24 protein-coding genes are annotated in these 24902 nt (G+C 60.7%); 10 read left to right on the forward strand and 14 right to left on the reverse strand.

Annotated elements, in window-relative coordinates; genetic code table 11:
- Positions 1–8: 8 nt before the first annotated feature.
- Together RL_RS16870 and RL_RS16875 are read right to left on the reverse strand one after the other, a co-directional pair.
- Entirely contained in the window at positions 9–1952 is a 1944-nt protein-coding gene (locus tag RL_RS16870) for a PrkA family serine protein kinase (protein WP_011652771.1), read from the reverse strand.
- A 411-nt stretch (positions 1953–2363) separates the two neighbouring features.
- Positions 2364–2840, reverse strand: coding sequence for a VOC family protein (locus RL_RS16875; RefSeq protein ID WP_011652772.1), 477 nt, complete (start codon positions 2838–2840; stop codon positions 2364–2366).
- 45 nt (positions 2841–2885) lie between these two features.
- Between RL_RS16875 and RL_RS39860 the strand changes: the two genes are divergently transcribed.
- On the forward strand, positions 2886–3035 hold the full coding sequence (locus RL_RS39860) for a hypothetical protein (RefSeq protein ID WP_157865212.1): 150 nt from the start codon (positions 2886–2888) through the stop codon (positions 3033–3035).
- Positions 3036–3087: 52 nt separating this feature from the next.
- Positions 3088–5577 (forward strand): ATP-dependent helicase, encoded by a 2490-nt coding sequence (locus tag RL_RS16880; protein WP_011652773.1) that lies wholly within the window; start codon positions 3088–3090, stop codon positions 5575–5577.
- A gap of 27 nt (positions 5578–5604) precedes the next feature.
- On the opposite strand, the gene RL_RS16885 is transcribed toward RL_RS16880, so the two are convergent.
- The gene (locus RL_RS16885; protein WP_011652774.1) at positions 5605–5952 is read right to left on the reverse strand and encodes a hypothetical protein; all 348 of its coding nucleotides are present in this window, start codon (positions 5950–5952) and stop codon (positions 5605–5607) included.
- Positions 5953–6353: 401 nt separating this feature from the next.
- On the opposite strand from RL_RS16885, the gene RL_RS16890 reads away from it, so the two are divergent.
- The 3 genes from RL_RS16890 (at position 6354) to RL_RS16900 (ending at position 8561) form a co-directional block, all read left to right on the forward strand.
- On the forward strand, positions 6354–6833 hold the full coding sequence (locus RL_RS16890) for an EF-hand domain-containing protein (RefSeq protein ID WP_011652775.1): 480 nt from the start codon (positions 6354–6356) through the stop codon (positions 6831–6833).
- A 333-nt stretch (positions 6834–7166) separates the two neighbouring features.
- Complete coding sequence (pncA, locus tag RL_RS16895) at positions 7167–7793, forward strand: bifunctional nicotinamidase/pyrazinamidase (RefSeq protein ID WP_041936394.1); 627 nt, start codon at positions 7167–7169, stop codon at positions 7791–7793.
- Positions 7794–7895: 102 nt separating this feature from the next.
- Positions 7896–8561: a dihydrofolate reductase family protein gene (locus RL_RS16900; protein WP_011652777.1), complete on the forward strand. Its 666-nt coding sequence runs from the start codon at positions 7896–7898 to the stop codon at positions 8559–8561.
- 95 nt (positions 8562–8656) lie between these two features.
- Here the strand turns inward: RL_RS16900 and RL_RS16905 are convergent, their stop codons facing one another.
- Together RL_RS16905 and RL_RS16910 are read right to left on the reverse strand one after the other, a co-directional pair.
- Positions 8657–10249: a hypothetical protein gene (locus RL_RS16905; RefSeq protein WP_041936395.1), complete on the reverse strand. Its 1593-nt coding sequence runs from the start codon at positions 10247–10249 to the stop codon at positions 8657–8659.
- Between the two features lie 166 nt (positions 10250–10415).
- Positions 10416–10661: a DUF2164 domain-containing protein gene (locus RL_RS16910; RefSeq protein WP_033181033.1), complete on the reverse strand. Its 246-nt coding sequence runs from the start codon at positions 10659–10661 to the stop codon at positions 10416–10418.
- A 131-nt stretch (positions 10662–10792) separates the two neighbouring features.
- Here RL_RS16910 and RL_RS16915 point away from each other — a divergent pair, with 131 nt between their 5' ends.
- Both RL_RS16915 and RL_RS16920 read left to right on the forward strand, forming a co-directional pair.
- Positions 10793–11524 (forward strand): AzlC family ABC transporter permease, encoded by a 732-nt coding sequence (locus tag RL_RS16915; RefSeq protein WP_003541361.1) that lies wholly within the window; start codon positions 10793–10795, stop codon positions 11522–11524.
- A 3-nt stretch (positions 11525–11527) separates the two neighbouring features.
- Entirely contained in the window at positions 11528–11836 is a 309-nt protein-coding gene (locus tag RL_RS16920) for an AzlD family protein (protein ID WP_003541364.1), read from the forward strand.
- A 69-nt stretch (positions 11837–11905) separates the two neighbouring features.
- On the opposite strand, the gene RL_RS16925 is transcribed toward RL_RS16920, so the two are convergent.
- Positions 11906–13741, reverse strand: coding sequence for an aminopeptidase P family protein (locus RL_RS16925; protein WP_011652779.1), 1836 nt, complete (start codon positions 13739–13741; stop codon positions 11906–11908).
- Positions 13742–13981: 240 nt separating this feature from the next.
- Here RL_RS16925 and RL_RS39720 point away from each other — a divergent pair, with 240 nt between their 5' ends.
- Positions 13982–14194: a hypothetical protein gene (locus RL_RS39720; RefSeq protein WP_129557799.1), complete on the forward strand. Its 213-nt coding sequence runs from the start codon at positions 13982–13984 to the stop codon at positions 14192–14194.
- A 415-nt stretch (positions 14195–14609) separates the two neighbouring features.
- Here the strand turns inward: RL_RS39720 and RL_RS16930 are convergent, their stop codons facing one another.
- Entirely contained in the window at positions 14610–15488 is an 879-nt protein-coding gene (locus RL_RS16930) for a 50S ribosomal protein L11 methyltransferase (protein WP_011652780.1), read from the reverse strand.
- Positions 15489–15556: 68 nt separating this feature from the next.
- Positions 15557–16159 (reverse strand): SCO family protein, encoded by a 603-nt coding sequence (locus RL_RS16935; protein WP_041936396.1) that lies wholly within the window; start codon positions 16157–16159, stop codon positions 15557–15559.
- 319 nt (positions 16160–16478) lie between these two features.
- Between RL_RS16935 and RL_RS16940 the strand changes: the two genes are divergently transcribed.
- A complete protein-coding gene (locus tag RL_RS16940; protein ID WP_003541378.1) occupies positions 16479–16949 on the forward strand; it encodes a chemotaxis protein CheW in 471 nt (156 codons plus the stop codon).
- Between the two features lie 264 nt (positions 16950–17213).
- On the opposite strand, the gene RL_RS16945 is transcribed toward RL_RS16940, so the two are convergent.
- The gene (locus tag RL_RS16945) at positions 17214–17708 is read right to left on the reverse strand and encodes a CreA family protein (protein WP_011652782.1); all 495 of its coding nucleotides are present in this window, start codon (positions 17706–17708) and stop codon (positions 17214–17216) included.
- Positions 17709–17786: 78 nt separating this feature from the next.
- Positions 17787–18377, reverse strand: coding sequence for a 3'-5' exonuclease (locus tag RL_RS16950; protein WP_011652783.1), 591 nt, complete (start codon positions 18375–18377; stop codon positions 17787–17789).
- 283 nt (positions 18378–18660) lie between these two features.
- Between RL_RS16950 and RL_RS16955 the strand changes: the two genes are divergently transcribed.
- Positions 18661–19197 carry a GNAT family N-acetyltransferase gene (locus RL_RS16955; RefSeq protein WP_011652784.1) on the forward strand — a complete coding sequence of 179 codons (537 nt, stop codon included), beginning with the start codon at positions 18661–18663 and terminating at the stop codon, positions 19195–19197.
- 31 nt (positions 19198–19228) lie between these two features.
- On the opposite strand, the gene ligA is transcribed toward RL_RS16955, so the two are convergent.
- From ligA to RL_RS16975, 4 genes are all read right to left on the reverse strand, one after another.
- Positions 19229–21385: an NAD-dependent DNA ligase LigA gene (gene ligA, locus RL_RS16960; protein WP_011652785.1), complete on the reverse strand. Its 2157-nt coding sequence runs from the start codon at positions 21383–21385 to the stop codon at positions 19229–19231.
- A gap of 112 nt (positions 21386–21497) precedes the next feature.
- Complete coding sequence (locus RL_RS16965) at positions 21498–22025, reverse strand: DUF6886 family protein (RefSeq protein WP_011652786.1); 528 nt, start codon at positions 22023–22025, stop codon at positions 21498–21500.
- Positions 22026–22119: 94 nt separating this feature from the next.
- Positions 22120–23793: a DNA repair protein RecN gene (gene recN / locus RL_RS16970; RefSeq protein WP_011652787.1), complete on the reverse strand. Its 1674-nt coding sequence runs from the start codon at positions 23791–23793 to the stop codon at positions 22120–22122.
- 5 nt (positions 23794–23798) lie between these two features.
- Entirely contained in the window at positions 23799–24668 is an 870-nt protein-coding gene (locus RL_RS16975; RefSeq protein WP_011652788.1) for an outer membrane protein assembly factor BamD, read from the reverse strand.
- Between the last annotated feature and the right edge of the window lie 234 nt (positions 24669–24902).

Consider the following 24902-nt stretch of genomic DNA (forward strand, 5'->3'; position numbering starts at 1 on the left):
GCTCCACATTAACTTGCCTGTTTGACGCGCATGTACCATTCGACGAGGCGCCGAACCTGCCTCTCCGTGTAACCCCGCGCGGCCATGCGCGAGACGAATTCGCTGTGCTTCTTTTCCGTTTCGGAATCCTTCTTCGATCCGAAGGAAATGACCGGCAAAAGATCTTCGACCTGCGAGAACATTCGCTTTTCGATGACTTCCCGGATTTTCTCGTAGCTCGTCCATGACGGATTCTTTCCGCCGTTGGCTGCCCGCGATCTCAAGCAGAACTTGACGATTTCGTTGCGGAAATCCTTCGGATTGGCGATTCCCGCCGGCTTTTCGATTTTCGTCAGTTCCTGGTTGAGGAGCTCGCGATCGAGAAGCTGGCCGGTATCGGGATCCTTGAAGTCCACATCTTCGATCCAGGCATCGGCATAGTCCACGTAGCGGTCGAACAGATTCTGTCCGTAATCCGCATAGGATTCAAGATAGGCCTTCTGGATTTCATTTCCAATGAACTCTGCGTAACGCGGCGCAAGATCGGCCTTGATGAATTCCAGATATCGCTTCTCGACATCGTCGGAAAACTGCTCGCGCCGGATCGACTGCTCCAGCACATACATCAGATGAACCGGATCAGCGCCGATATCCGTGGTGTCGTGATTGAAAGTGGAGGCGAGCACCTTGAAGGCGAAGCGGGTCGATATGCCGTCCATGCCCTCGTCGATGCCGGCGGCATCCCGATATTCCTGGACACTGCGGGCGCGCGGATCCGTCTCCTTCAGGCTTTCGCCGTCATAGGTGCGCATCTTCGAGAAGTATGTCGAATTCTCATGCTTGCGCAGGCGTGAAAGCACGGAGAAACGGGCCAGCATTTCGAGCGTTGCCGGGGCGCATGGCGCATCGGCGAGTTCCGATCCCTCGATCAGCTTCTCGTAGATCTTCTGCTCTTCCGTCACGCGCAGGCAATAGGGTACCTTGATCACGCAAATTCGGTCGATGAACGCTTCGTTGTTCTTGTTGGCCTTGAAGGTCTGCCATTCCGCCTCGTTCGAATGCGCAAGGACGATGCCGGTGAAGGGTATGGCGCCGATATTCTCGGAGCCGATATAGTTCCCTTCCTGCGTCGCCGTCAGCAGCGGATGCAGCATCTTGATCGGCGCCTTGAACATCTCGACGAATTCGAGCACGCCCTGATTGGCGCGGTTGAGGCCGCCCGAATAGCTGTAGGCATCCGGATCGTTCTGGGAATAGGTCTCCAGCTTTCGGATATCGACCTTACCGACCAAGGACGAGATATCCTGATTGTTCTCGTCTCCGGGCTCGGTCTTGGCGATGGCGATCTGGCGCAACCGCGAAGGCTGTACTCTGACGACGCGGAAGCGGGAAATATCGCCTCCGAAATCGTCGAGCCGCTTCAGGCACCACGGGCTCATCAGTCCGCTCAGGCGCCGCAGCGGAATGCCGTATTGCTCCTGCAGGAGCGATCCCATCGTGTCCGGGTCGAAGAGGTTGAGCGGACTTTCGAAAACCGGGCTGATCTCGTCACCGGCCTTCAGCACGTAGATCGGATGAACCTCCATCAGCAGCTTTAGCCGCTCCGCCAGCGATGACTTGCCGCCGCCGACCGGGCCGAGCAGATAGAGGATTTGCTTGCGCTCCTCGAGCCCCTGCGCCGCGTGCCGGAAGAAGGAAACGATGCGTTCGATTGTCTCTTCCATGCCGTGGAAGCCAGCAAAGGCCGGATAGATCCGGATGGTCCGGTTCATGAAGATCCGGCCGAGGCGCGTGTCCCTGGCGGTATCGACCATCTGCGGCTCGCCTATCGCAGCGAGCAGCCGCTCGGTCGCATTGGCATAGGCAAGCGGTTCCTTTTTGCAAAGATCGAGATACTCCGAGATCGACATATCGGTCTCGCGACGCGCATCATAGCTGCGGGTGAACGCATCAAATACGGATTCGCTCAGCATGGGCCCTCCATCAAGGTTAATGCCACAGGCTCTAGGTCGTCATACCAAAGGAGATGGCCACGACATTCCTAAGAATCAATAGTTTCGCAGGTATATTCCACGCTCACCGGCTGTTTCTGGCAATGCACAAAAACGTGCGTGCACCGGTTATTTTTTACTCTACGAAACTGTTTCTTATTGTAGTTGAGAAAAGGGCTATTGCGATATCAGCACATTTCGCGACGTGACAGAAAGGTGAAAAGGGTGTGCAATGCCGGCCGTGATTCGAGCACTGGAAAAATCGACGATTGGCAGCCAATCTGCGCAAAGTCGATGCAGGACAGCGTGTGCCGACCCGCTTCAGACATGATTGAAACGGACGCATCGCGACGATTCGCCCGTTATCGCGACTCATCCGCCTACCGGCGCGACTCAGCTGTTGAATGCCTTCTCCAGCGCGGCGACATCGATCTTGACCATGCCGAGCATCACTTCGGTTACGCGCCTGGCCCGCTCGCGGTCGCTGTCGGCGATCATCTCGGACAGCATGCGCGGCACGATCTGCCAGGAAAGGCCCCAGCGGTCCTTCAGCCAGCCGCAGGCCTCCGGCGTGCCGCCATTGGCGAGAAATGCCTCCCATATCCGATCGATCTCAGCCTGGCTTTCCAGGAGAATCGCGATCGAGAAAGAATGGTTGAAGCTATCGAGGGGGCCGGCCTTCATGGCCAGGAAGGCCTGGTCGGCGAGCGTGAACTCGATCAGCTCGACGCTGCCGGGAGGCCCGCTCGGCGTTTCCGCCGGCAATATGGTGGTGCGGCCGATGCTGGAGTCCGGGATAACAGACACGTAGAATTCGACGGCTTCGCGCGCTTCCTCGGCGAACCAGAGATTTGAAACGACCTTCGGCATGAAACGGCCTCCTTGTTGACGGGTGTTGATCCGGACGGCTGTCCGATGACCCAAGGACGCCCCACCGGCGCCGGTTCCGACACCCCACGATCCGAATTTTTTGCCCCGCTTGCCCGCATGGCGACCACAGCCGCGCTCGGCGGCGGCCTTGCCGTCCGCAACATACCGCTTGGAATAGCGCCGGCTCGGGAATGAAAGCAGAACATCTTTTCTGGTCTTTCCTTCCCGAATCACTACATTACGCGCCATGAGCAATAGTTTCGACGACATGCCCTTCTTCGACGAAGAGCCGGGCGAGATGGCGCGCAAGCCGCAGCCGCCTGCCGCACCCGCCGAAAGGGCGCCTGCCGCGCCCGCCGCCGGTGGCGGCATCGCCGCCCGCGCCATGGCGGCTCGCGACGGCGGCAAGCGGCCGGATTATCTCGCCGGGCTGAACCCCGAGCAGACCGAAGCCGTCGAAACGTTGGAAGGCCCCGTCCTCGTGCTCGCCGGCGCCGGCACCGGCAAGACCCGCGTGCTGACGACCCGCATTGCCCATATTCTCAATACCGGCCGCGCCTTCCCCTCGCAGATCCTCGCCGTCACCTTCACCAACAAGGCGGCCCGCGAGATGAAGGAGCGTATCGCGTTGCTCGTCGGCGGCGCCGTCGAAGGCATGCCCTGGCTCGGCACCTTCCATTCGATCGGCGTCAAACTTCTTCGCCGCCACGGCGAGCTTGTCGGCCTGCGCTCCGATTTCACCATTCTCGATACCGACGACGTCGTTCGCCTGATCAAGCAGATCATCCAGGCCGAAGGCCTCGACGACAAGCGGTGGCCGGCCAAGCAGTTCGCCGGCATGATCGACACCTGGAAAAACAAGGGTCTCGGCCCGGCCGATATCCCCGAGGGCGACGCCCGCGCCTTTGCCAATGGCCGCGGCCGCGATCTCTATTTTGCCTATCAGGCGCGCCTGACGACGCTGAATGCCTGCGACTTCGGCGACCTGCTGATGCATCCCATCGCGATCTTCCGTAAGAACCCGGATCTCTTGAAGGAATATCACGGCCGCTTCCGCTATATCCTCGTCGACGAGTACCAGGACACCAACACTGCTCAATATATGTGGCTCAGGCTTCTCGCCCAACGCCCCAAGGGCGAGCCACAGAACGTCTGCTGCGTCGGCGACGACGATCAGTCGATCTATGGCTGGCGCGGCGCGGAGGTCGACAATATTCTGCGCTTCGAAAAGGATTTCCCCGGCGCCAAGGTCATCAAGCTCGAGCGCAACTACCGCTCGACCGAACATATCCTCGGCGCTGCCGCCCATCTGATCGCCCATAATGAGGGCCGCCTCGGCAAGACGCTGTTCACCGACCGCTCCGATCCTGATGACGTCAAGGTGCAGGTCCACGCTTCCTGGGATTCGGAAGAGGAAGCCCGCGCCATCGGCGAGGAGATCGAGCAGCTCCAGCGCGGCAAGCATCTCTTGAACGACATGGCGATCCTCGTGCGCGCCTCCTTCCAGATGCGCGAATTCGAAGACCGCTTCGTCACCCTCGGCCTTAACTATCGCGTCATCGGCGGCCCGCGCTTCTACGAGCGCCTCGAGATCCGCGATGCCATGGCCTATTTCCGCCTGGTCGCTCAAGCCTCCGACGACCTCGCCTTCGAGCGCATCGTCAACACCCCGAAGCGCGGTCTCGGCGATACGACGGTGCGGGCGCTGCACGACTATGCCCGTGCCCGCGACATCCCGATGCTTGCGGCAGCCGCCGACATCATCGAGACGGACGAGCTGAAGCCGAAGGCGCGAAAGGCGCTCTTCGACGTGATTCAATCTTTCCGCCGATGGCAGGAACTGCTTGAAAACACGCCGCATACCGAACTTGCCGAGCAGATCCTCGAAGAGTCCGGCTATACCGACATGTGGAAGAACGACAAGAGCGCCGAAGCGCCGGGCCGCCTCGAAAACCTCAAGGAACTCATCCGCTCGATGGAAAGCTTCGAGTCGATGCGCGGCTTCCTCGAACACGTCTCGCTGGTGATGGATGCCGAGACCAACGAGAACCTCGACGCCGTCTCGATCATGACGCTGCACTCGGCCAAGGGCCTGGAATTCGACACCGTCTTCCTACCCGGCTGGGAGGAAGGCCTCTTCCCGCACCAGCGCTCGCTTGATGAGAGCGGCCGCGCCGGCTTGGAGGAGGAACGCCGCCTCGCCTATGTCGGCATCACCCGCGCCAAGCACCGCTGCCACATCTGGTTCGTCTCCAACCGCCGCATCCATGGCCTCTGGCAGTCGACCCTCCCCTCGCGTTTCCTCGACGAACTGCCGGAAACCCATGTCGAGGTCGCTGAAATGGAACAGAGCTACGGCGGGTACGGCCGCGGCGGCTACGGCCAGTCCCGCTTCGACAAAGCCGAACCCTTCGCCAACTCCTATTCCACCCCCGGCTGGAAACGCGCCCAGGCCAACAAGACCGACGCCACACGCGACAATTGGGGCACCCGCTCCGGCCACGCCGTCGAACGCATCGGCTATGGCGAAAGCGGCCCGAAGGGGCGCACGATCGAAGGCGAGCTGGTGGCGAAATCGACCTCGTCGGAACCATCGAGATTCGCCCTCGGCGATCGCGTATTCCACCTGAAATTCGGCAACGGCAACATCACTGGCATCGAAGGCAACAAGCTGACGATCGAGTTCGACCGGGCGGGACAGAAACGGGTGCTGGACGGATTTGTCGAGCGCGTGTGACCTCGCATCAGCACGACGCGAAAAGGCTTACCCGAGCATCCGCATTCTTCCGAGCCCGAGAATATCGTTGACGAGCGCGATGCCCATGCCCGCGGCGACGATTCCCAATCCTATCAGAAAGAGCCGGCGAGATCGGTCATATTTGGCGGCAAAGAGAGAGTCGCGCGCCAGCAAATCGGCAAAAACTTTCACCTGCACGGCGATGCCCACGGTCAGGAACAGCATCGGCAGAATATCGATGCGGCTCCAGTCATTGGGGTTGGAAACCCAGACGCTGATGAAATTGAGCGAGAAACCGAGGATGATACCGGCCGCCGTCAGCGACCCGTTGCGAAACGTCGCATCGATCTTTTCGTCGGGATCCGGCTCTGACATGGCTTCGGTTCCGGCTTGCTGCTGAGGGTAAGAAAGGCAGAAATCATGATCCGGAGCAAGCTCGGCCTGACGTCGCCCTCACAGGAAACAGACGAAATGTCGCAGCCGCGCAAACCCGGGCAGTCCGCCCATGGCTCCTCCGCACGCTGCGTTACGGCAATTTCGGGGCGACACCGGCATGGATTTAATCGCGCTCAGGCAAACAGATCACCAAAAAAAGCCAATAAATCCAATGAAAAAACTTTGGCAACCGAAAGGTTAACGTGCGTTGCTTCGCGTCGTCAATCGCACTTCTGCCCTGTCAAAACGTCGCTTTGACGCCTCGCGCAAATCAGCTTAGCCCAGAGGCTGCCCGCCCATGAAAGGCAGGCTTCACGACGAACTTTTCGAAGGAGGTTCCAGTGACCAGTGTTTCATCTCTCGGCAGCACCTTAACTCAATATCAGTCTCCGCTTTCCAGTCTGGACAAGAATGGCGACGGCGTCATATCGGCGGACGAATTGGCCGCCGCCTCGCAGTCCTCGACATCGGCCACGGCGTCGACCGACAGCGACGACAGCAGCACCGACATCGTCAAGAAGATCACCGCCGACATCCTATCGCTGATGCTGTCGATGCAGAAGACCGACGGCAGTGACGATCAGAACGACGACGCTTCCAAGGGCGTCTTCGCCGCGATGGATACGGATGGCGACGGCAAGTTGACCGAGTCCGAATTCCTCGCCGCCGATCCGAACAGCATCAAGACGTCAGGTGATAGCGATCCGCTGCTCACCAAAGTGCTGAGCGACATGCAGACGGCCCTTCAGGCCTACCGCAATACCTACGGCGCTTCCGCCACAGCAGGTGATTCCGCAGCCGAAGACGTGGCGGCGGTCTAGCTGGCCGAAATCCGGGCTCTGCCGGGGGAGCCTCGATCCATCGATGCCGTACAAAAGCATCCTACGCAGGCAGATCGATTTGCCGGCACTTGCCAACGTCGTGGGCCGCGTCTGCGATCCGGAAATCATGCACGCGCCTTCCCCTCCGTTCCATTTCAACACGAGGACCGCCGCCAGCTATCGCAATGATTGCATTAGAGCATTCTGTTTCGACGACTTACTACCGCTAGTGCCAGAATTAACACTTGCGCGTCAGCGCCTGGAAATCCACTAGTTGATCCATTCAGTGTGCTTGGCGTCTTACACTGCAATAAAGCGAAGGGATTGGCCGTGATGAAAGCGCTGCTGCTCGTCGATATTCAGAACGGCTTCTGTCCAGGCGGCAATCTGCCGGTGCCTGACGGCGACAAGGTGGTCCCCGTCGCAAACAGACTGATCGACAGCGGCAGATACGATCTGATCGTCGCCTCGCAGGACTGGCATCCGCCGGGCCACGGCAGCTTCGCCTCCGCCCATCCGGGCGCCGCCCCCTTCGAGATGGGCGAACTGTCGGGCAAGCCGCAGATGATGTGGCCGGACCACTGCATTCAGGGTACGCTCGATGCCGAACTGCATCCAGAACTCAAATCCGAAGAGATCGACCTGATCCAGCAGAAGGGCGAGGATCCTGATATCGACAGCTATTCGGCCTTCCGCGACAATGACCGCGATGCCTCGACCGGCCTTTCCGATTTCCTCGAGGATCAGGGCGTCACCGACCTCGACGTCTGCGGGCTGGCGACCGACTATTGCGTCAAGTTCTCCGCGCTCGACGCGCTGGAGATGATGCCTGACGTTCGCGTGCGCTTCATCGAGGATGCAAGCCGCGGCATCACGCCCGAGGGCGTCGCCGCCGCCATCGAGGAAATGCGGACGCATGGCATCGCAATCATCGACAGCGCCAAGGTCCTGGCCGGCTGATTGAGATCAGCGATAAAAGACAATATGGCGGATGTCGGATCGGCACACGTCCATCCGTCCTTGGCTCTGAACACACCAATCATGAATCAAGGGAGTTGAGAGATGAGAAAGCTTGTTACCGCAGCCTTCGTGAGCTTGGATGGCGTCATGCAGGCGCCGGGCGCGCCGCAGGAGGATCCAACCGGCGGCTTCACCCTTGGCGGCTGGACCGTCAATTACTGGGACGAGCCGATGGGCGGTTTCATGGGTGGGATTTTTACCGACCCTTTCGCGCTGCTGCTCGGCCGCAAGACCTACGAGATCTTCGCGGCTCACTGGCCCTTCGTCGGCAAAGACGATCCCATCGGAAAAGCCTTCAATGCCGCGACCAAATATGTCGCAACCACCTCGAACGAGCCGCTCACCTGGGAAAATTCCTTTGCGCTACGCGGCGATGTCGCCGCCGAAATCGCCCGCTTGAAGCAGCAGGATGGTCCCGACCTCCTGACGCAGGGCAGCAGTGGCTTGCTGCAAACCCTGCTGGCGCACGACCTGATCGATGAACTCCGGCTCCTGACATTCCCGCTCATCCTCGGCCCCGGGAAGCGCTTGTTCGGCAAGGGCGCTAAGCCGGAGGCGCTGAAGCTCACGACCAACTCAGTATCGACGACCGGCGTCATCATGAGCGTCTACGAGCGCGCCGGCGAGGTCGAAACCGGCAGCTTCGGAATGCCCGAGCCCTCGCAAGCCGAGATCGCACGCAGAGAACGGATGAAGCGCGAGGGCTGAGACGCGCCGGCGCGTTCCTCAGGCACCGCACTTCATCGAGGATGCCAAACGCGGCAGCGTGGACGTGTTGTACAAATAGGCTGCTGACCGGCGTCTTATTTCAATACGTAGGCGTCGAACGTCTCATCGCTTCCGCCAACCGGGCCGAAGCGCTTGACGAGGCTTGTCGCGCTCTGGAAAGCAGAAATGTCTTCCGGCGTCAGAGACAACCGCCAAACATAGCTTTCACGCAGGGAGACGGGCGCAGCAATCTGATCAAGCCGCTGCGAAAGAAGAATGACGACAGGCACATGCTCACTCTGCTGCAATCGATGTGCCGTTTGCAGAATATCGGCAAGGCTGAGCGAAAGCCGCGCGTTCCGGGTATATCGCACTATGGCGCCGAACCGCTCCTCCCGCAGGAGATAGGTGCGATTGGAGACATAATAGGGCAAGGCTTCCACGAGATAGTCTGGATCCGCCATGATGACCGCGTCCTTGAGATCAGGGCGCGATTGCATGAACGCACCGAAATCCTTGCTTCGGCTCAGGGGTATTTCGGCTATGAAGGCCTGATTGATCTTTTCGATACCGGACACGACCTGTAGCGCGAGCAATATCAGGAAGCACAGGCGTCCGAACTTTACGATGCCGCCAGCAGCCTCGATGCCGGCAGGGCCCGCCCCCTCGCGCTGAGTATGCCTGGTCAAGGAGGTGATCGCGATCATGAAAACCAGCCAGAGCGCCTGATGTCTGTATCCGCCGGGATAGACAAGCGTAAAAAGCAGTGAAAGCCCTAAGAGAACCAATCCGGCTGCGATCATCGCCGGCCGCCGGTTCGCCAGAGCCAACAGGCTGGCATAGATGAACACGGACATCAACGCTGCGAAAATCCGGGAGGCCAACGGGTATGCCAAGACCAGTTCAAGGATCCGGTCGGGATAGAATGCCATAAAATGGGAACTGGGCGCGGCAAGTGCACCAAGGGCAAGCAAAGCGAAATTCTTGCCAGTGAGATCGTTCTGCCCCGTATCATTGAAGGTCGGATAGACTGTTACGAAACATAGAATAATTCCAACCGCGGCAATGGCAGCGGCTGTCGCAAAGCCCCGATATTCCGTCAGGGCAGGCCTTGGCCGCGCCAGAATTAAATCGAAAAACCAATAGGCGAGAAAGCCGCCGACCAGGACGACCGAATGGACGTTGGTATTTGCCAGCAAGGCAAACAACAGGCCGAGCAATAGCCCGTTTCGTGTTCCTTTCTCCCAACTCAGGACGATAAGGAAAATCACCAGCATGCTGATGCCGTAATTTCGCGACATCGCGGCGTAGTCGAAAATCGAAAAGCTGCTGAACAGCGACAGCAGCATGATGGAAAGCGGCAATTTCAACCCGAAAACAAGAAGATAGGCCGCCGCCGCCGCGATTGTCAGGCCAACGACCTTCAGGACGACAGGTGAGCCGACCACGATATAGGCGGCGCGCAGGAGAATATACCAGAGAGCAGGATGACCCTCGCCATGCATCTGGCGAAGCATATCGATGAAATTATCCCCCTGGAGGGCGAGTGACAATGCACGAACCTCGTCACGCCAGACCGTTTCGGACCAGCAAAGCGCAGACGCCAGCGCAAGCCAGACCATGAAGATCAACGCCTTGCCGAGCTTGGCGGATCGAGGTTCATCGATAACAGAGACAATCACGGCCAAATAACACGCAACCCGGTGAACGAAAGCGTCTCGACCATATCCGGGCAGAAATAATTTGGCGTTAAATGAAAGGCCCGGTTGTGATTTCAGGGACGCTGAAGCATGTCGCGCAAAACTGTGCAGCGGTTTAAACGCGACAAGCGAATCTGAAAGATCGCGACGCGCTTTAAAATTTTTCCTCCCTCTCAAGAAGATGGATATCCTCGGCTACGTCGTCCATTCTCTGCAATAAGGCGGCCTGGGCATCTCTTAGCCCTCGATTGTAGAAGTACGGCCCGATCTCCTCGGCGAAGAAGTCAAGCAGGAATTCGGCTGGCAATGCACCGATGGGGTCGAGTTCCCGGTCGAAATAAGCGCGGATGCGCGAAACGATCTCAGCCTTTTCTTCCTTGGAAAATTCGATCTTCTTCATGGTTGCCTCTTTGCCGAATGCGATCGGGATTTGATGGTTCAGCAAAATCGATTGGTCAATCAAGGAAATTCAATTGCCGTTGCAAGCCGCAGACCATAAGGGGAAACCTGAATTCCAACAGGAAAGATCCCATGAATCGCGCCGACTTTGTTGAAGGTTTGCGGGGCGGCTCCGCCGTTGCGCTGGCATCGGCGCCCTTTGGCGCTCTCTTCGGAGCGCTGGCGGTCGAAAATGGCATGTCGCTTTCCGAAGCCGCCTTCATGAGCGCCACCGTCTATGCCGGCGCCAGCCAGATGGTCGGCATCGAACTCTTCGGTCACAATGTCCACGCCTGGCTGATCGTACTGTCGATCCTCGCCGTCAATTTCCGCCACGTGCTCTATTCGGCGGCGCTGGCGCGCTACATCGGCCATTTCACGCCGGTGCAGAAATTCTTCACCTTTTTCCTGCTCGTCGATCCGCAATTCGCCGAAGCGGTGAAGCGCGCCGAGACCGGCCGGCAACTCACCTTCGCCTGGTATTTCGGCTTTGCCATCATCATCTACATTCCCTGGGTGCTGATCAGCGTCGCCGGCGGCATGCTCGGCGGCTTCATCGGCGATCCCAAGGCTATTGGCCTCGACATCCTGCTGCCGGCTTATTTCCTCGGCATCGTCCTCGGCTTCCGCAAGCGAGACAATTTCCTGCCCGTGGCGCTCGTTAGCGCGGTGGCTTCCGTGTTCGCCTACCGTTACGTCGGCTCGCCCTGGCATGTCAGCCTCGGTGCCGCCGCAGGCATTGTGCTAGCCGCCGTGCTGCCTTTGCCGCCGGAAGAGCCTGATCTTGAAGCCGATGCCCTTCAATCCGAAGTGCACGAGGTCTGAGCCATGGAATTCGATCTTCACATGGCGCTCGTCATCCTCGCCGCAGCCGCCGCCACCTTCGCCACCCGCATCGGCGGCTATATCCTCATCACCCGAATGAAGAGCATCCCCCCGCGCATGGAGGCGGCGCTGAATGCCGTGCCGGCCGCCGTGCTGACGACGCTAGTCGCACCCGCCTTCTTCATCGGCGGCTGGGAATCGAAGCTGGCGTTGATCGTCGCCCTCTTCATCGGCCTGCGCTTCAGCCATACATGGATGCTGGTCGCCGCCTGGATCGTCGTGATGAGCTGGCGCCACACGATCGGCGCCTGAGCACCGGCCCGAAAGCCGGCAAAGAAATTCAAGGCATTACAGCGTCGCCGACGCTGTAATGCCGTTTTCTCAATATTCCAGCGGCAGCGTCGCGTTTTCGAGCCACGCCCTGACATCGTGATCGTGGATGAGCGGCATCAGCGCCTCGCATGTGCGGCGATGATAGTCATTGAACCAGTGCAGCTCGTCATGGGTCAGAAGCTCAGGAATGACGAGGCTGCGGTCGATCGGGCAGAAAGTCAGCGTCTCGAATCCGAGCATCGGCGCATCGCCGCCCTCGATCTCTTCGGCGCCGCGTACATAGATCAGGTTCTCGATGCGGATGCCGAAGCTGCCGGGCCGGTAATAGCCAGGCTCATTCGAAAGGATCATGCCGGGCAGCAGTTCCTGCGTTGAAAGTCTGGAGATACGCTGCGGCCCCTCATGCACCGAGAGATAGGAGCCGACGCCGTGGCCCGTGCCGTGAGCGAAATCGGCGCCGGCCCGCCACAGCGCGATGCGCGCCAGCGGATCGAGGTCGCAGCCACGCGTGCCCTTCGGGAAACGCGCCGTGCTGATCTCTATCATCCCCTTCAGCACAAGCGTGAAGAAGCGCCGATGCTCTTCCGAAACAGTGCCGATGCCGACGGTGCGGGTGATGTCGGTCGTGCCGTTGATATATTGCGCGCCCGAATCGATCAGGAAGAGTTCGCCGGCCTCGATCATCCGGTTGGTCTCGGTCGTCACGCGGTAATGCATGATCGCCGCATGTTCGCCGGCGCCCGAAATCGTGTCGAAGGAAATGTCCTTCAGCGGGTTCTGCATACTCTGGCCGACGCGGGCGCGCACCGCTTCGAGATGCTCGGCAGCAGCGATCTCGCTCACCGTGCCGGGCTTCGTCTGCGACAGCCAATAAAGGAATTCCACCATCGCCGCCCCGTCCTGCAGATGCGCGGCGGCCGAGCCGTTGATCTCGACGTCGTTCTTCACTGCGCGCGGCAACTTGGCGGGATCGGCGCCCTCCACCACTTCGCCGCCCGCCTTGCGGATGATCTCCGCCAGTGCATAGGCAGCAATGTCAGGGTCGATCAGCACGCGGCCGCCATCTCTCGAAACGGCGGCAAGCCTCTCCTCCAACGCCGAGGGCGGCAGCTGCGCGCAGATCTGCCCGAGATAGGCCTCGGGCTCGATGCCGGTCTTGCGCTTGTCCAGGAAGAGTTCGGCCCGGCCGTCGGCATGGATGATGGCGCGCGCCAGCGGATGCGGCGTGTGCGGCACGTCGGCGCCACGGATATTGAAGGTCCAGGCGACCGAAGAGGGATCGGCGATCAGCACCGCTGCAAGGTTCTTCTTCGAGAGATCGGCTGCGATCGTCGCGATCTTCTCTCGCGCCAGCACGCCGGCCTGGACGACGTTCTGGATGCTGACCGCGCCAAGCGGCTCGGCCGGCCGGTCGGCCCAAAGCCTGTCGAGCGGATTGTGCGGCAGGAAGACCAGCATGCCGCCGATCTCCGACAGCGCCCTTTCCAGACGGCGCACCTCGGCCCCGGCATGCAGCCAGGGGTCGATGCCGAGCCGCAGGCCCTTGGCTGCGTTTGCGGCGAGCCAGACATGCGGCGGCTCGTTGACGAGATCGCCACCCGAAAAGACCGAACCGTCGACCTGTTCGGCAAGTTGCGTCACATAGCGTCCGTCGACGAAGACGATCGCCTGCGTGCGCAGGATCAGCGCAATGCCGGCCGAGCCGGTAAAGCCCGTCAGCCATGCCAAGCGCTCCGAACATGCGGGAACATATTCGCCGTTGAATTCATCGGCACGCGGCACGAGAAAGGCGTCGATGCCGAGCGAATCGAAACTAGCGCGCAGCGACGATACACGATCCCTGCCGAATTGCGGCGTGGAGGTAACCTCGAAAGACTGGAACATGCTGGAAACCCGAATGATTGAGACGAATCCGGTTAATGGGATGCCGGCCATGTTAGCGAAATTTCAATCGATGGGGAGAAAAAGCGACAAAACGAGTCGAAGCCCCTGGGGCCGCTCAACATTTTGACGGAACTGTGACGCCAAAAGTTAATTTGGCACGCTTTATGCATTGGCCGCATGGCTCCCATGAGCAAAACCCTCTGCCTCCGCATTTCAGAATAGCTATATAGGCGTCATCGAATGGTTCGCGATGAACCTGTAAACAAAGGAATTCTTGAAATGACCGCCTCTCTCTCGCGCTTCGCATATAGCAGCCCGGTGCAGGCTGGCGAACGCCAGACCGTGCGTCATGTAATCGGCGCCCGCCGCCCGCAGAACGAGGACAGCCTCAAGCTGCTCGGCGCCGGTCAGCGGGCCACGCGCCACAAGGGCGCCCCCAGCTACGCGTTCTAAGCCTGAAAGCCAGTCCGTCTCCTCCCTCCCGGACCGGCCTATTGGAATGCAGTAGAGCCCGCTCGAGCGCTCCTCCCCTTGAGCTCGCGGGCATTGACCGGATAGACCGGTCCAAGGCGGTGCCATCGGCACCGCCTTTTTCTTGTCTTCAACAAGGCTCACGGAGCGGCTCCCTTTCGATAGGGCGGTGCGGCACCCGCCACCGCCCTCATCCCTGTGCTTGTCACAGGGATCCAGTGCGCCCAAGTCCTTGGCGCGGGAAACTCTCTTCAAGCTCGTATAGAGTCATTCACCGCGCAGACGCGCGGTGGCTGGATCCCTGTGACAAGCACAGGGATGAGGGTGGGGAGGAGGCGCGTTGCCTTAAGCGAGGCATGCGTTGCAGGAGAAATCACCTGCTCATAGCCTTGAAAAATCAGGGCCGATCGAGATGAATAGTCACCCAGCCGTTGCGCCAGATGGTTTTGACGTGGCGAAGCCTCGCGCCACTATAGGCGGCAATCACCTTCCAGCGTTGCCCGGCAAGGATGCCGGAGAGAATGACCGATCCGCCGGGCGCAAGATGCGTCGCAAGCTTCGGCGCCATCCGTATCAGCGGCCGGGCGAGAATGTTGGCGATGATGAGATCGAAGGGACCATGCTCGGAAAAGGCCGTCGAATGAAAGCCCGGCGCGGTCCTGGTGACGATGCCCGAGGCGATGCCGTTGCGGCGCACGTTCTCGGCCGCCACCTTCGTCGCGATCGGATCGATGTCGGTCGCCAGCACTGGTATGTTCCTGAGCTTGCGCACCGCAATCGCCAGTACGCCGCTGCCGGTGCCGAGATCGAGCGCGTTGCGGACCGGGCGCGAGCGCACCACGCTATCGATCACCTCGAGGCAGCCGGCCGTCGTGCCGTGATGGCCGGTGCCGAAGGCCTGGCCGGCATCGATCTCGATGGCAATATCGCCGGGGCGGATCTTGTCGCGGTCATGCGAGCCATGTACCAGGAAACGCCCCGCCCGGACCGGCTTCAGCCCCTCCAGCGATTTCACCACCCAGTCGATCTCGGGGATGACTTCCCGCTCCAGCCGGGCATCAGGGAAAGAAGCCTTCAATGCGTCCTCGACGCGGGATTGCACCTCAGCCTCGTCCTCGGCCATCATGTAGATCGAGGCTTCCCAGATATCCTTCTTCTCGTCGATCTCGGTGGTGCCGATGGCAAAGTCTTCTTCACCGAAGAGCGCGCTCAGAAGGTCGAGGATCTCCTCGGCCTTGGCTTCGGTCGTCGTCACGTAAAGGCGGATTTCACTCACGATAGGCGGTCTTTCCCGTTTCCGTTGCCCGCCGCCGGTCGAGCCAACGCCCCATCACGCTGAAGCTGTCACCCCTTGCTGACGAGATTCTCCAGCTTCTTTACCGCCGTGTCCGGGTTTTCGCCATAGGCGATCGTTCCGGAAAACCGCCCGGCCGAATCGAGCAGGAAGACCGAGGCGGTATGATCCATCGTATAGTCGCCGTTCGGATCCTTCTCGTCGACCGGCACTTTCTTGGCGTAGACGCGGAACCCCTTGACGACCTCGGCGATCTTGTCAGGCGCACCTGAAATGCCGGTGATGCGCTTGGAAACATTGGAGACGTATTCGTTCATGATCTCAGGCGTGTCGCGCTCCGGATCGACGGTTACGAAATAGGCCTGCAGCTTATCGCCCTTCGGATCGACCTTCTCCATCCAGCCGTTGAGCTCGAAAAGCGTCGTCGGGCAGACTTCCGGGCAATGGGTGAAGCCGAAGAACAGCGCCGTCGGCTTGCCTCGCAGCGCCTCCTCGGTGATCGGCTGTCCGTTCTGAGAGACCAGGGTGAAGGGCACGCCGAAAGGAGGTTCCGCCACCACATCCTTCGACTTCGTCAGGTTGAGCGTGAACGCTCCGAGAAACCCGGCAAGTATCAGGACACCGACCCAGACGGCGATGCGGAATGTCTTCATTGGCATGATCCTCGATCCGGGCGGAGACGCGGCCCGCCCCTGCTGGCGTGATTATAGCCTCGAGCGGAGGCGCGCAATTCAAGAATATGTTTTCGAACCCGTGTTGAATTGTCTCACCGGTAGAAGCTGCCACGGCAACGAAATCCGCCCTCAGGAACCTGCACGGATCAAAAATGCATGTGTTTGAATAGCTTACATCCAGAGCGACGGCCAATCCGAAAATACATATCGTTAGGAAAGACTTAAGCCGTCACATCTATATTTAACGGCGGTTCCACATCGCCTCTCCCGCTGGGGACAACTGGGAAGAATTCTGACCATGAACAACAATAACGCCATCAAGCAGTCGGGCGCTTATCTCGAAATCGTTTCGTTCCACCTCGGCGATCAGGAATTCTGCATCGACATCATGGCCATCCGCGAAATCCGCGGCTGGGCTCCGGTGACGCCGATGCCGCACACCCCGCCCTACGTCTTGGGTCTCATCAACCTGCGCGGCGCGGTGATCCCCGTTATCGACATGGCCTGCCGCCTCGGCATGAAGATGACCGAGCCCTCCGAGCGCTCGGCGATAATCGTCACCGACATCGCCGGCAAGCTGGTCGGCTTGCTGGTCGAGCAGGTTTCCGACATGATGACCATCAAGAGCGAAGACCTGCAGCCGCCGCCGGAAATCATCCCGGAAGCCCAGCGCGCCTTCTGCCGCGGTATCGTCGCTCTCGAAAAGACCATGGTCTGCTTCTTGAACCTCGACACGGTCATTGCCGACGAGCTCACACAGGCCGCCTGAGGAATACCCATATCTGGAATTCGAAGGCCCGGCTCGTCCGGGCCTTTTTAGTTTAAGGTGGAGGTAGAGCGGGCATGGGATCAGACTTTGCGAACACCCCTCCCCACAAGGGGGAGGGGAATATGCTCAGGCCCCGACCCGCTCCTCCCGAAACGTCGAAAATCTGGAAAGCGGGTGCGGCAAGTTAAGCCCCTCCCCCTTGTGGGGAGGGGTTGGGGCGGGGTCTTTCATCGCAAGCGCGAGAGACCCCGGAACCTCGCAGACTTATTGCGGCTTCCCATTCTTCCAGGTCACGTTCTGCCCGTAGAGCGGAATGGTCGAGATCGACATCTTCGCCGAGCCGTCGGTCAGTTCGCGCGAATGGGCGAGATAGATCAGCGTGTCGTTCGTCTTGTCGTAGATACGGTTGACGACCAGTGTCTTCCAGATCAGCGACATGCCCTGGCGGAACACCTCGCTGCCATCCTTGGACAGGTCGATATTGCCGATCTCGATCGGCCCCGTCTGCCGGCAGGCAATGGAATTGTTGGACGGATCCTCGAACCAGTTGCCGTTCTTGAACCGGTCGATCAGGCTGCGGTCGAAATAGGTGACGTGGCAGGTAACGCCCTTGACCTCAGGGTCGGAGACCGCCTCGACGATGATGTCGTTGCCGATCCAGTCGACCCCGACCTTGCCGACGACTTCGGCCGAGGCAGCACCTGTGGAAAGGGCGGCGAAAGAGAAGGCGGCGAGGAGAAGATTGCGCAGTCTGGACATGGCGGCTCCCTGAATAATCCGCATTCTAGATAAGCATGCACCCATGCTTTGCAAGAAAAGGGCCTTTACAGAAAGGGATCAGCCTTTTCGGCAGGTGCAGGGCTCGTAGGCCCGCGCCGTCAGCCGACCTGGCGTCATGCCGATCAACGACGGTATGGCGTGGACGGCATGGGCCTTGACCGCCCTTGCCATCTCGATGGCGGCCGCTGCGCAGACGGCGGCATCTTCGGCGGCGTTGTGGTGCACGAAACGCAGGCCGAGATGCTCGGCGATCAGGTTCAGCCGGTGCGAGAGGAAATGCGGCCAGATCCGCTGCGCCATCTTGAGGCTGCAGAGATAGGTTAGCTCCGGATAGGATTGCCGGTAGAGATCGAGGCTCGCCCGCCAGACGCTGAAATCGAAGGCGGCATTGTGCGCAATCATCGTCGCGCCGCGAAAATCCTCCTCGAACTCATCCATTACCTCGGGAAACTCGGGCGCGTCCTCGACATGCTCCGGCCGGATGCCATGGATCGCGATGTTCATGCCTGAAAAGCGCATGTCCCGCGGCCGGATCAGCCGCTCCTCGACGCGCGTGACCCTGCCGTCCTCGATCCAGGCAAGGCCGACGGAGCAGGCGCTGCCGCGCTGTTCGTTCGCCGTCTCGAAGTCAATTGCGATGGTCTTCAATGCAGCAACCCGAATCGTTTCTTCGGGAACAGGAATACCGCCCCGCTTCCGGCCGCGCAAATTCGACACGATGCCCGGTTGACTTTTTAACCCGCATATCGAAACTTGCCGCCATGATCGGTTCCGTGACCATGGCAGCGCTTATCCATCACACCACGACCCTTGAAGGGTACGCGGGAGCGATGGCGCGATAGCAGCGATCCGATCATCATCCCGAAACCCTGCCGAGGCGAGCAGGGTTTTCGGAAACCGGCTCTCCTCCCGACATCGATGGAGAGCATGAATGTCCGAAAACGAAGAGAATGAACCTCGCGACCGAGCGCGCCTGCCAGATGGCGTCTTCGTGCGCGCCGTCCGCCTGTCCGATGCGGAGGAGATCACCGATCTCATAAATCTGCCGGGCTACCGGGCCGGCACCTTGCGGCCGCCCTACCAGCGGGTCGAGGAGGTTCGCAAGCACATGGAAAACCCGTCGCCAGGCGCACTCAACCTCGTCGTCACCCTGGATGGCAGTATCGTTGGCAATGGCGTCCTCAACCGGCTCTCCGGCCGTAGGCAGCACGTCGCCAGCCTCGGCATGGGCGTGCATGACGACTTTACCGGCCGCGGCTTCGGCCGGATCCTGCTCGGCGCGATGGTCGACGCTGCCGACGACTGGCTCGATATCAAACGGCTGGAACTGACCGTCTACACCGACAACGATGTCGCCATCGGCCTCTACCGGAAATTCGGCTTCGAGCAGGAAGGCCTGCTGAGGGCCTTCGGCTTTCGATCCGGCGAGTATGTCGACGCCTATACGATGGCGCGGCTCAGGCTATGAGCAAACGGGGCTGGCGGCTTGCCGTCAGCCCTCACCCGCTGATCAGTGCCAGCCATTGGTCCTCGTCCATCGTTTGCACACCGAGTTCGCGCGCCTTGTCGAGCTTGGAGCCGGCGCCTGGGCCGGCGACGACGATGTCGGTCTTCTTCGAGACCGATCCCGCCACCTTGGCGCCGAGGCTTTCCGCCCTCGCCTTTGCCTCGTCGCGGGTAAGCTTTTCCAGCGAGCCGGTGAAAACCACGGTCTTACCGGCAACCGGGCTGCCTGCCGTCTTCGGTTGTTCGGCCTCCTCGGGCGTCACCTCCTCAAGCAGTCGGGTGATCACCTCGACATTGCGTGGTTCCTTGTAGAATTCGACGATGGCCCGCGCCACGACCTCGCCGATACCTTCGATAGCGTTGAGATCGTTCCAGGCGTCGCCAGAAAGCGCCTCGGCCTCCCGCATCGCCGTCTCGAATGCCTCGTAGGTGCCATAGGAGCGCGCCAGCAGCTTCGCGGTGGTCTCGCCGACATGACGGATGCCGAGCGCGTAGATAAAGCGATGGAGCGCAATGCTGCGCCGCTCGTCGATCGCGCCATAGAGCTTGCCGACGCTGACCTTGCCGAAGCCGTCAATATTCTCCAGCTTGGTCAGCGATTGCTGCTGACGCTTCTCCAGCGTGAAGATATCCGGCGCAGTGCGGATCTGCAGCGACGCGTCCTCGTTTTCGAAGAAGAAGTCGATCTGCTTCGAACCGAGCCCTTCAATATCGAAGGCGTTGCGCGAAACGAAATGCTTCAGATGCTCCGTCGCCTGCGCCCTGCAAATGAAGCCGCCGGTGCAGCGGGTGACCGAATCGAGCTTTCCGGTCTTCTCATGTCTTTCACGCACGGCATGCGAACCGCAGACCGGGCAGGTCTTCGGAAATTCATAGGGCCTGGCCTCGGCCGGGCGTTTCTCCATGACGACGTCGAGTACCTGCGGAATGACGTCGCCTGCGCGCTGCACGATGACGGTATCACCAATGCGGATATCGTGCTCGTCGTCGCGGATGCGTTCGCCGCTATTGCCGATGCCCTGGATGTAATCCGCGTTGTGCAGCGTCGCATTGGTGACGACAACGCCGCCGACGGTGATCGGCGTCAAACGCGCCACAGGGGTCAAGGCGCCAGTGCGGCCAACCTGGATGTCGATATTCTCGACGATCGTGAAAGCCTGTTCGGCAGGAAACTTGTGCGCCGTCGCCCAGCGCGGCGAACGCGAGCGGAAGCCGAGACGGGCCTGCAGCTCCAGACTGTCGACCTTGTAGACGACGCCGTCGATGTCGTAGTCGAGATCCGGACGCTCAAGCCCGATCTCGTCATAATGCGCCAGGATGTCGGCGACCGAATTCAACCGTTTCATCAGCGGATTGACCGGAAAACCCCAGTCCTTGAAGGTCTGCACCATACCGAACTGTGTATCGGCGGGCATCTCCGACATCTCGCCCCAGGCATAAGCGAAGAATTTCAGCTTGCGGCTTGCCGTCACCTTGGCGTCGAGCTGGCGCAGCGATCCGGCGGCCGTATTACGCGGATTGACATAGGTCTGCTTGCCCTCCGCCTCCATCTGCCGGTTCAATGCCAGGAAGTCGCTCTTGGCCATATAGACTTCACCGCGGATCTCGACGACAGCGGGCACGCCCTTCGGCAGCTCGTTGGGGATCTCGGCGATGGTGCGGATATTGGCGGTGACGTTCTCGCCCGTCGTGCCGTCGCCGCGCGTCGCGGCCGTCACCAGCCTGCCGTTCTCGTAACGGATCGACATCGACAGGCCGTCGATCTTCGGCTCGGCGGTAAAGGCGATCGACTGGTCCGGCAGACGGCCGAGGAAACGATAGACGCCGGCGACGAAATCTTGCACGTCCTCCTGCGAGAAGGTGTTGTCGAGGGACAGCATCGGCCGCGCATGAACGACGGGCGAGAACGTGACGGAGGGTGCTGCGCCGACATGCCGCGACGGGCTGTCTTCGCGGATCAACTCGGGAAACCGCACTTCCAGCGCATCGTTGCGGCGTTTCAGCGCGTCGTAATCGGCATCCGAAATTTCCGGCTGGTCCTTGCCGTGGTAGAGAGCATCGTGATGCGCGATCTCCTTTGCCAGCCGTGCGAGCTCGGCGGCGGCCTCTTCGATCGTCAACGTGTCGACGGTGGAACCTTCGGTGGGCATGAAACATCACTCCAGAGAATCTGGCCAGAAAATCTGGATTGTTTTTAGAGCAAAATTGCCGGATGAAAAGAGAGACTGGATATCCGGCCTCGGCAAGATCGCTCTCCCCGGCCTATTCCCAATCCCGCGCATTGAGTAGCCGAATGCCGCTGACATGCAGGCCGGTGCTCCAGAGGCTCTTCAGCGGCTGCAGACTATCGACCACCCGAAGCTCGACCCTGCGCGGCGCAAACTCTCGGTCGAGCCGCGAGATGGCGGTCCTCTCTATGGGAATGACGCGTCTGCGCGCCACCCACATGCCCGCATCACCCAGATTCTCGAAGCCCTCGGCCGGCATCTCGTAACGATGAATCGTCTCCGCTTCGAGCCTTTCCAGCCAACGGCGCTCGACGTAGGCGACGGCGCGCCAGTCGCCGAGCCAGTATCGCCGTTCGGCCTCCGGCGTATTGGCTGTCGCCCAGAGGAGGATGCGGGGACAATCGCGCGGAAAGAGATACATGAAATCATGATCGGCATCGATTGCCCAGACGAGCGGACCGTTCAGCCATTCCCGGCCGGGCGCACGGGCAGACGGGATGCGAACCGGGCGTGGCTCGAACGCCGCGATACCGGCATCGTCGCTGAAATGGAAAAGTCGCATGGCTTGGGCTCGCCGCCGATCGGGAAGCTTCAGCGCATATCGCGCCGCGGGATGATTGTCATCCCGCCTGCCTAAGCGGAAAGAGCATCGGAAATTAGCCGTTGCCGGCTAGCAGCCGCTTCGCTGCCGCCCTCGCCTCTTCGGTGACCGAAGCTCCGGCCAGCATACGGGCGATCTCCTCGGTGCGGTCCTTCTGCGCCATCGTCGCGACGCGCGTGGCAATCTTTTCCGAACCGTCGGCCGACGGCCCCTTGGAAATCAAGAGATGCGTCGCCGCCCGCGCCGCGACTTGCGGCGCATGCGTGACCGACAACACCTGCACACGCTCGGACAGCCGCTTCAGCCGCTGGCCGATCGCATCGGCCACCGCGCCGCCGACGCCGGTGTCGATTTCGTCGAAGACCAGCGTCGGGGCCGATCCGCGATCGGCGAGCGCCACCTTCAGCGCCAGCAGGAAACGCGAGAGTTCGCCGCCCGAGGCGACCTTCATGATCGAGCCCGGTCGCGTGCCCGGATTAGTCTGAACATGGAACTCGACGACGTCGATGCCTTCGGCGAGCGCCTCGCCGGCATCCGTGGTGATCTCCACCATGAAACGGGCGCGTTCGAGCTTCAGCGCCGGCAGCTCGGCCATGACGGCCCCAGCCAGTGCGGTGCCGGCATGATGGCGCTTGTCGGAGAGCGAGCGCGCCGCCGCATCGTAATTTTCCCGCGCTAGGCCGACCTCCGCGTCGAGCCGAGCAAGCCGCTCCTCGCCCGCGTCGAGATCGGCAAGATCGGCGATCATGCGCACGGCAAGCGCCGGCAGTTCGGTGACAGGCACAGAATATTTGCGCGAGGCGGCCCTGAGCGCGAAAAGCCGCTCCTCCACCCGCTCCAGCTCCCTGGGATCGTATTCGGTCTTGCGCAGTGCCGCTTCGACTTCCATCTGCGCGTTGGAAAGCTGGTCGAGCGCGGCATCGAGCAGCGTCACAGTGTCTTCGAGCAGTCCCGGCGCCTCATGGCTCTTGCGCTCCAGCCGGCGCACCAGCGAGGCGATATGGGGCACCGGCGAGGCATTGCCGTTCAGGAATTCGGACGCCTCGGCAATATCGCCGGCGATTCGCTCGGCTTTCATCATCTTCTGCCGGCGATCGGCGAGTTCTTCCTCCTCGCCGTCCTGCGGCGAGAGCTTCTCGAGTTCCTCGACGGAAGAGCGCAGATAGTCGGCTTCGCGCGCCGCACTTTCCACCTTCTCGCGGTGCTTCTTCAGCGTCCGCTCGCTGTCGCGCCACAGGCGATAGAGCTGGGAGATCTCCGAAACCTCGTCGGTGAGGCCGGCGAAGGCATCGAGCAGCGTGCGGTGGGCATTGGTGTCGACAAGGGCGCGATCGTCGTGCTGTCCGTGGATTTCGACCAGCATCTGACCGGCCTGGCGCATCAGCTGCACGCTGACCGGCTGGTCGTTGACATAGGCCTTAGTGCGCCCATCCGCCGACTGCTGGCGACGGAAGATCAGGTCGCCCTCGTCATCGATGCCGTTTTCGCGCAGGAGGGTGCGGGCGCCGTGTTCCATGCCGACGTCGAACACCGCCGTCACCTGGCCCTTGTCCTCGCCATGGCGCACCAGGCCGCCGTCGCCGCGTCCACCGAGCGCCAGCGACAGGCTGTCGAGCAGGATGGATTTACCTGCCCCGGTCTCGCCCGTCAGCACGGAGAGGCCGGTCTCGAAGGCAAGATCCAGCCGCTCGATCAGGACGATATCGCGGATCGAAAGCTGGATCAGCATTGGCCTCAGGAACCGAGAAGAAGTTTCTTGCCCGCTGCGGCGATCCACGAGCCCTTGTTTTCACGCGGCTCGGCACCGCCGCTCTGCAGCAGCTTGTAGGAATCAGCATACCACTGGCTGTCGGGATAATTGTGACCGAGAACGGCAGCGGCTGTCTGCGCCTCGTCGACGATGCCCATGGCGTAATAAGCCTCGACGAGACGCGCTAGGGCCTCTTCGATCTGGTTCGTATTCGGGTATTTCTCGACGACGATACGGAAGCGCGAGATCGCAGCGAGATATTCCTTCCGCTCCATGTAGTAGCGGCCGATCTGCATTTCCTTGCCGGCGAGCTGGTCGCGCGAAAAGCGGATCTTGGCCTGTGCGTCGTCGACATATTCGGAGTTCGGATAGTTGTCGATGACGGCCTGCATCGCCTCGATCGTCTTGGCCGAGGCGCGCTGGTCCTGCGTCACGTCGACGATCTGCTTGGAATAGGTGAGACCAATGAGATACTGCACATAGGCGGCATCCTGGGATTTCGGATATTGCGACATGTAGCGGTTGCCGGAAGCAAGCGCATCGTCTAAACGGCCCTGGCGGTATTTGACGAAGGTGCTCATCACGAGCGCTTTGCGCGCCCATTCGGAAAAAGGATTCTCGCGGTCGATCGCGTCGAACTTGCGCGCCGCTTCCGCCATGTTGCCGGCCTTCATATTGGCCAGGCCCTGGGTGTAGAGCACGTCAGGCGGATCGGTTTCGAGACCGAGCTTGGTGATGTCGATGTCGGGATCCGACTGGCAACCGGAGATCAAGGCGCCTGCGCTGAGCACCAGAAGCGATGCGAACAAAGCGCGCGCTGTCTTCATCATACCTTCAGATCCTGCATAACCCATTCGAAAGAACCCCACTGCCGCCGCTCGCTCCACGGCAGCCACGCCTCGCTGGCGTTTCTAGCCACAAATGTGCATCAAGAGCAACGCAATGATAAGGCATTAACGCATTTTTGTGGCAACGACCGCAGAAATGACCGGGCTTTTCATCTTCTTCCGGATCTGTGGCAGCCAGAGCATCGGTTATCGCCGCATACGCGGCCGGACATAAAAAAACCGCCTCCGGGAAAGAGGCGG

The sequence above is a fragment of the Rhizobium johnstonii 3841 genome (genome assembly GCF_000009265.1).
Taxonomy (GTDB): domain Bacteria; phylum Pseudomonadota; class Alphaproteobacteria; order Rhizobiales; family Rhizobiaceae; genus Rhizobium; species Rhizobium acaciae.

What these genes read in the sequence shown, in the direction of transcription:
- RL_RS16870 (WP_011652771.1), bottom strand. Translation starts at nt 1,952, where the DNA reads ATGCTGAGCGAATCCGTATTTGATGCGTTCACCCGCAGCTATGATGCG.
- RL_RS16875 (WP_011652772.1), bottom strand. Translation starts at nt 2,840, where the DNA reads ATGCCGAAGGTCGTTTCAAATCTCTGGTTCGCCGAGGAAGCGCGCGAA.
- RL_RS39860 (WP_157865212.1), top strand. Translation starts at nt 2,886, where the DNA reads ATGACCCAAGGACGCCCCACCGGCGCCGGTTCCGACACCCCACGATCC.
- RL_RS16880 (WP_011652773.1), top strand. Translation starts at nt 3,088, where the DNA reads ATGAGCAATAGTTTCGACGACATGCCCTTCTTCGACGAAGAGCCGGGC.
- RL_RS16885 (WP_011652774.1), bottom strand. Translation starts at nt 5,952, where the DNA reads ATGTCAGAGCCGGATCCCGACGAAAAGATCGATGCGACGTTTCGCAAC.
- pncA (WP_041936394.1), top strand. Translation starts at nt 7,167, where the DNA reads ATGAAAGCGCTGCTGCTCGTCGATATTCAGAACGGCTTCTGTCCAGGC.
- RL_RS16900 (WP_011652777.1), top strand. Translation starts at nt 7,896, where the DNA reads ATGAGAAAGCTTGTTACCGCAGCCTTCGTGAGCTTGGATGGCGTCATG.
- RL_RS16910 (WP_033181033.1), bottom strand. Translation starts at nt 10,661, where the DNA reads ATGAAGAAGATCGAATTTTCCAAGGAAGAAAAGGCTGAGATCGTTTCG.
- RL_RS16915 (WP_003541361.1), top strand. Translation starts at nt 10,793, where the DNA reads ATGAATCGCGCCGACTTTGTTGAAGGTTTGCGGGGCGGCTCCGCCGTT.
- RL_RS16920 (WP_003541364.1), top strand. Translation starts at nt 11,528, where the DNA reads ATGGAATTCGATCTTCACATGGCGCTCGTCATCCTCGCCGCAGCCGCC.
- RL_RS16925 (WP_011652779.1), bottom strand. Translation starts at nt 13,741, where the DNA reads ATGTTCCAGTCTTTCGAGGTTACCTCCACGCCGCAATTCGGCAGGGAT.
- RL_RS39720 (WP_129557799.1), top strand. Translation starts at nt 13,982, where the DNA reads ATGGTTCGCGATGAACCTGTAAACAAAGGAATTCTTGAAATGACCGCC.
- RL_RS16935 (WP_041936396.1), bottom strand. Translation starts at nt 16,159, where the DNA reads ATGAAGACATTCCGCATCGCCGTCTGGGTCGGTGTCCTGATACTTGCC.
- RL_RS16940 (WP_003541378.1), top strand. Translation starts at nt 16,479, where the DNA reads ATGAACAACAATAACGCCATCAAGCAGTCGGGCGCTTATCTCGAAATC.
- RL_RS16945 (WP_011652782.1), bottom strand. Translation starts at nt 17,708, where the DNA reads ATGTCCAGACTGCGCAATCTTCTCCTCGCCGCCTTCTCTTTCGCCGCC.
- RL_RS16955 (WP_011652784.1), top strand. Translation starts at nt 18,661, where the DNA reads ATGTCCGAAAACGAAGAGAATGAACCTCGCGACCGAGCGCGCCTGCCA.
- ligA (WP_011652785.1), bottom strand. Translation starts at nt 21,385, where the DNA reads ATGCCCACCGAAGGTTCCACCGTCGACACGTTGACGATCGAAGAGGCC.
- RL_RS16965 (WP_011652786.1), bottom strand. Translation starts at nt 22,025, where the DNA reads ATGCGACTTTTCCATTTCAGCGACGATGCCGGTATCGCGGCGTTCGAG.
- recN (WP_011652787.1), bottom strand. Translation starts at nt 23,793, where the DNA reads ATGCTGATCCAGCTTTCGATCCGCGATATCGTCCTGATCGAGCGGCTG.
- RL_RS16975 (WP_011652788.1), bottom strand. Translation starts at nt 24,668, where the DNA reads ATGGGTTATGCAGGATCTGAAGGTATGATGAAGACAGCGCGCGCTTTG.